Genomic DNA, 3,959 nt, shown 5'->3' with positions numbered 1-3,959 from the left:
GGTCTGGTTCAGCGGCCGGGACCTATGCCGCCTCTTCCCCGCGTGGTTGACCCGGGACGTCTGGACCTGGGCGGCGGCGATGAAGTGCGACGATTGCCCCAGCCGGCGCCAAACCTTCTTCTCCAAGGGAGATCCCGGCGCCGATGGCTTCAACCGCGGCCCGAACGACCCTGTCGACGCGCACCGGCTCAGGCGGCTGTCGGCGTGGCTGGCCGAAGGCGGCCTGCGCCTCGACGATATCGCCTATCTGATCCAGGCCGACGGGACCAAGCTGCGCGGCGCCGGTTTCGACCAGGACACGATCCTGCTGTTCGCCTCGCCCTACAGCTCGGATCACTACCGCCCGAGCCGTCCGACGGGCGGAACGAAATCCGCTGATCGACGCTGAGTCCGCCGCCCTCAGAAGGAGGCGGGCGACATGGCGCAGAAGAAGACCCTCGTTGCATCAAAGGCCGGCGTACGGCTGGAGCGGATCGAAGACCTAGCCGAGCGCCAGCGGGGCAAAATCACCTTCAAGCTGTCGACCTACCGGCCGCCGCAGCCGCGCTACATCGCCGACGAGTTGGAAGCCGAAGAAGCCTTCGCCCGCGAAGTCACCGCCTCGCTTCGAGACCCGGTGATTGCGGCGCTGATGGAGCGCGGGTCGATCTAGCGCTGGACCGCGAACCGATGTTCCGAAGTTCTGCAGGGGGGGTGGAAACCGGACACTATTGGATGAGGCGTGAGCCGCCGTTCCGGGGACCGACGCCGGCGGGAACCGGTACATCCGAGACTTCGTAGTTGGCGTTGATGAACAGTGACGGCGAACCCTTCAGCTGGATGCCTTCCGCGACGATCACGGTCCAGGCGCTGTCACGCGCCACATCGACCTTGCCTTCGACAATCATCTTCGCCGAGGGCACGTAGATCACGCCCAACAGGCTCTCGACGTGGTCGGCGGAGATGATGAAGTCCTGGGTATTGTCGCGGGTTCCGCCCATCACCATCCCGGCGTATGGCCCGGTCTTGCGGCCATCAAGGCTGACCATGGCGCGATCCTTGAACTCGAACTTCGACGCCTTGTCGAAGAACAGGACCACGTCGGCGCCTTCCAGCCGCGCGTCCTCCTTCACCACCAGGTGGCCGCCCAGGAAGAAGTGATCGCCGGGATCCAGACGGATTCGCGCCGTTCCGCTCGCGTCAATGCCGCCGCAGTGCTTTCCGGCTGAAACATAGTGGGTGCCGGACGACACCTTGAGGGGCTTCTCCCGCTCCGCCTTGGTGCAGTTCTGCTTCTTCGAAAAATCCAGATCGAGCTTCTCAAACGGGTCGGCGATCGCGGCGGCGCCGGTGCCTGCTGCTGGACTGATGGAGCCGCGTGCCGACGTCACCACCTGGACTGCCGCCGCGGTAATGCTGCCGCCCTCGACATCGATGTCCCTGTTCGAGTGGACCATGCAGGCCGGCGCTTTGATCCGGCTGCTGTCCTTGACGTTCAGGAGCTTCGAGCCCGACGAACCCGTCACGAGCACGCACAGCGGCACCATCCCCATAGTAGTGGCGGTCGATTCCACGCGAAAGTTCCAGCCGCCGGGCGGCAGGAGGTTCGCGAAGAAGGAAGGGCGGTTGGCGTCGAGCGTGACCCGGATGGCGCGCTGCCCCCCGACATCGACGATCTCGTAACTCTCCTCGACGGCTGGCCGTTGCGCCCACTCAGCCAAATGAATTTGCACGTAGGCCCGGGCCTGCTCCGTCGCGTTCGAGCCATCAGTTGCCAAGCCAAGCTTGCTCGCAGAGGCCAGCGCGGTGCTGTCGGCGATATCCTGTAGCCGAGCTTTCGTCGCCTGAACGTGCGTCAAATCCAACGCCCCGGCGCACAACGTGACAAGGCAGGGCAGTATCAGCGCGGTCTTCAGCGCGATGCTGCCCACCTCTGAAGCGGCGAACCGGCGTGCCAGCCCCGGGAGGGCGCGATGGAACCTAAACGAAAACAAGACGCACACTCCCAGCTACCAGGAGCATCGCCGATCGGTCCTAAGACATTGTTTCACGCACTGTCGGATCGGTTTGACATTCGGTCCGCGCACGGCCAGCCTTGGCGTGTGATCGCTCATCGTGTCAGCCAGGCTCGACGCCTCTCCCACGCAGGACGCCTCGTCGCAGGCGGCTGACCCGGAACGGCTGCGCGCTTTCGCCCCGTTCCGGGCGCCCTCGACCCCAACATTTCATTCCTGCGACGCCGCCGGTTACGCCGGCGCTCGCCACCCTGTGAGATCACCATGTCCAAGATCGCCCAGCGCGCGACAGCGCCCGCACGCCCCGAAATCTTCCTCAGCGCTGAGGACCATCAGACCCTGACTCGCCTTGTTGGCGACATGCCCGCCGAGGGGGTGGCGGGCCTGCTGCAGGAGGAACTGGAGCGGGCCGTGATCTGCGATATCCGCGACCGGCCGAAGGGCGCCGCGCCGCTCCACCGCTGGCTGCACTACGTGGACAACCGCATGTTCGAACTGCGTCGCATCCAGATCGTGCTCCCTCACGAGGCGGATATCGACGAGGGCAAGGTCTCTGTCCTGTCGCACGTCGGCGCCGGCCTCATCGGCCTTGAGGAAGGGCATGCCATCACCTGGACCGATCCGTCTGGCGGTGAGCGCAGTCTCACCGTCGTGATGGTGGAAGATCCGGAGGGCATGGCGCAATGACGAAAAGGCCGCCGCCCCGAAGGACGGCGGCCTCGATGCGGAGCCGGGGCTCGACGCTCAATGACCCTCGGCCAGACCGAGGTGGGTGGGAAATCCCATGGACCTAGCCCGGCCTTGGCGGTGCGGCGGGCGGCGGACAGTCGAGCCCCTTCATCCCCATCTCGTCGAAGAACCTGCACAGGCGCCCGATCTGCGCCCAGCCTGCTTCGCCCCAGGCCTCAACCGCATTGTCGTACTGTTCGCCAGCGATCCGGGAGGTCAGGATTTCCTCGGTCGGAACCGGCTTCGGCTGGACAGCGAGGTCAGCCGCAGGCGGCAGGCTCGATCCCGTTGTCCCGCAGCTGGCGACACCGACGCTGCAGCTCGCGAGCATCAGGCACGCTATCAGGGAGGGCTTCCGCAGCATCGTCTCGTTCCTTCTGTCGGTCTTGGATGGTGAGGGTGTCGTTCAGGCGCTCGTCCGCTGCCGTTTCCCGCGCGCTGGCGGCCTTCACTTCGATCTTGGCTTGCTCGGCCGCCTGATGGTCCCGCTCGCCCTCAGCGGCCCTGTGGGCGCAGTAGGCTCCGAACAGCAGGAAGGCGGCGAGGACGGCGACGGCGAGCCAGCCCTTGGGGCTCAGCATGCCGGGGATGCGACGGACGAAGGCGAGGGCAGCGATCATCGCGCCCATTCCCCCGTCTTGCCGTGCAGCCAAGTCAGGAACTGGCCCGCAGTCTTGCCCCTCAGGATCGACGGGTTGGCGTCCGTTGCAGCCTCGCCAGCGATCAGGTCCGCTCGGGCGTTCACGTCAGCGCCGATCACCTTGGCGGCCATGCCAGCGCCGAAGAAGTGGGCCGCGTAGAGCGAGGCCTTGTTGATCGGGATGCCCTTCGCCTTCAGCACCGCTGCGTTCTTGGCGGTGAACGTCTTGGCGCGAGCCAACTGTTCCTCGACAGAGGGCTTAAGGCCGCCGAACGCCGGCCGCAGGGTCGGTCCCCAGGCGCCGCCTTCGCCGATCCAGGTCGAGCGGATGAACTGATAGAGGCCGGAAGCACTGGACGACTTCGCCTGGACGTAGGGCTGGTTGGCGCTCTCGATCTTCGAAAGCATCGGCCAATAGTCGGCGGGGATTTCGCTGGAGGGGACCGCCGGCATGCTGACGCCCGCCAGCGCCGCCAACTCCCGGAGCTTGGTCTCGGTGTCGGTCCCAGCCCAGCCGTCTTCCTTCAGCCCGAAGGTGCGTTGGAATAGGCGAACGAAGTCGTCATCGCTGAGAACAGCCATGGTCAGTCTCCATG

Annotated in this window: 6 protein-coding genes; 3 read left to right on the top strand and 3 right to left on the bottom strand. The window is 65.9% G+C overall.

The features are described from left to right. The coding region (locus tag ACE3PU_RS00575) for a hypothetical protein (RefSeq protein ID WP_374385554.1) at nucleotides 1-388 on the top strand (388 nt) is incomplete at its 5' end. 30 nt (nucleotides 389-418) lie between these two features. Next, nucleotides 419-652 (top strand): hypothetical protein, encoded by a 234-nt coding sequence (locus ACE3PU_RS00570; RefSeq protein ID WP_374385552.1) that lies wholly within the window; start codon nucleotides 419-421, stop codon nucleotides 650-652. Nucleotides 653-707: 55 nt separating this feature from the next. Here the strand turns inward: ACE3PU_RS00570 and ACE3PU_RS00565 are convergent, their stop codons facing one another. Further along, on the bottom strand, nucleotides 708-1,910 hold the full coding sequence (locus ACE3PU_RS00565; protein WP_374385550.1) for a pilus assembly protein TadG-related protein: 1,203 nt from the start codon (nucleotides 1,908-1,910) through the stop codon (nucleotides 708-710). A gap of 348 nt (nucleotides 1,911-2,258) precedes the next feature. Here ACE3PU_RS00565 and ACE3PU_RS00560 point away from each other — a divergent pair, with 348 nt between their 5' ends. After that, nucleotides 2,259-2,681 carry a GreA/GreB family elongation factor gene (locus ACE3PU_RS00560; RefSeq protein WP_374385548.1) on the top strand — a complete coding sequence of 141 codons (423 nt, stop codon included), beginning with the start codon at nucleotides 2,259-2,261 and terminating at the stop codon, nucleotides 2,679-2,681. Nucleotides 2,682-2,983: 302 nt separating this feature from the next. Here the strand turns inward: ACE3PU_RS00560 and ACE3PU_RS00555 are convergent, their stop codons facing one another. Beyond that, complete coding sequence (locus ACE3PU_RS00555; protein ID WP_374385546.1) at nucleotides 2,984-3,343, bottom strand: hypothetical protein; 360 nt, start codon at nucleotides 3,341-3,343, stop codon at nucleotides 2,984-2,986. After that, nucleotides 3,340-3,945: a peptidoglycan-binding protein gene (locus ACE3PU_RS00550; protein WP_374385544.1), complete on the bottom strand. Its 606-nt coding sequence runs from the start codon at nucleotides 3,943-3,945 to the stop codon at nucleotides 3,340-3,342. Before ACE3PU_RS00550 ends, ACE3PU_RS00555 begins: the two co-directional genes overlap by 4 nt. Between the last annotated feature and the right edge of the window lie 14 nt (nucleotides 3,946-3,959).

Origin of the sequence: Brevundimonas sp., from assembly GCF_041911375.1 — a bacterium.
In the GTDB taxonomy this organism is placed as follows: domain Bacteria; phylum Pseudomonadota; class Alphaproteobacteria; order Caulobacterales; family Caulobacteraceae; genus Brevundimonas.
This window is presented reverse-complemented; position numbering and strand designations above follow the sequence as displayed.

Coding starts and splice junctions, on each gene's coding strand:
- ACE3PU_RS00555 (WP_374385546.1), bottom strand. CDS start 3,343: ATGATCGCTGCCCTCGCCTTCGTCCGTCGCATCCCCGGCATGCTGAGC.
- ACE3PU_RS00570 (WP_374385552.1), top strand. CDS start 419: ATGGCGCAGAAGAAGACCCTCGTTGCATCAAAGGCCGGCGTACGGCTG.
- ACE3PU_RS00560 (WP_374385548.1), top strand. CDS start 2,259: ATGTCCAAGATCGCCCAGCGCGCGACAGCGCCCGCACGCCCCGAAATC.
- ACE3PU_RS00550 (WP_374385544.1), bottom strand. CDS start 3,945: ATGGCTGTTCTCAGCGATGACGACTTCGTTCGCCTATTCCAACGCACC.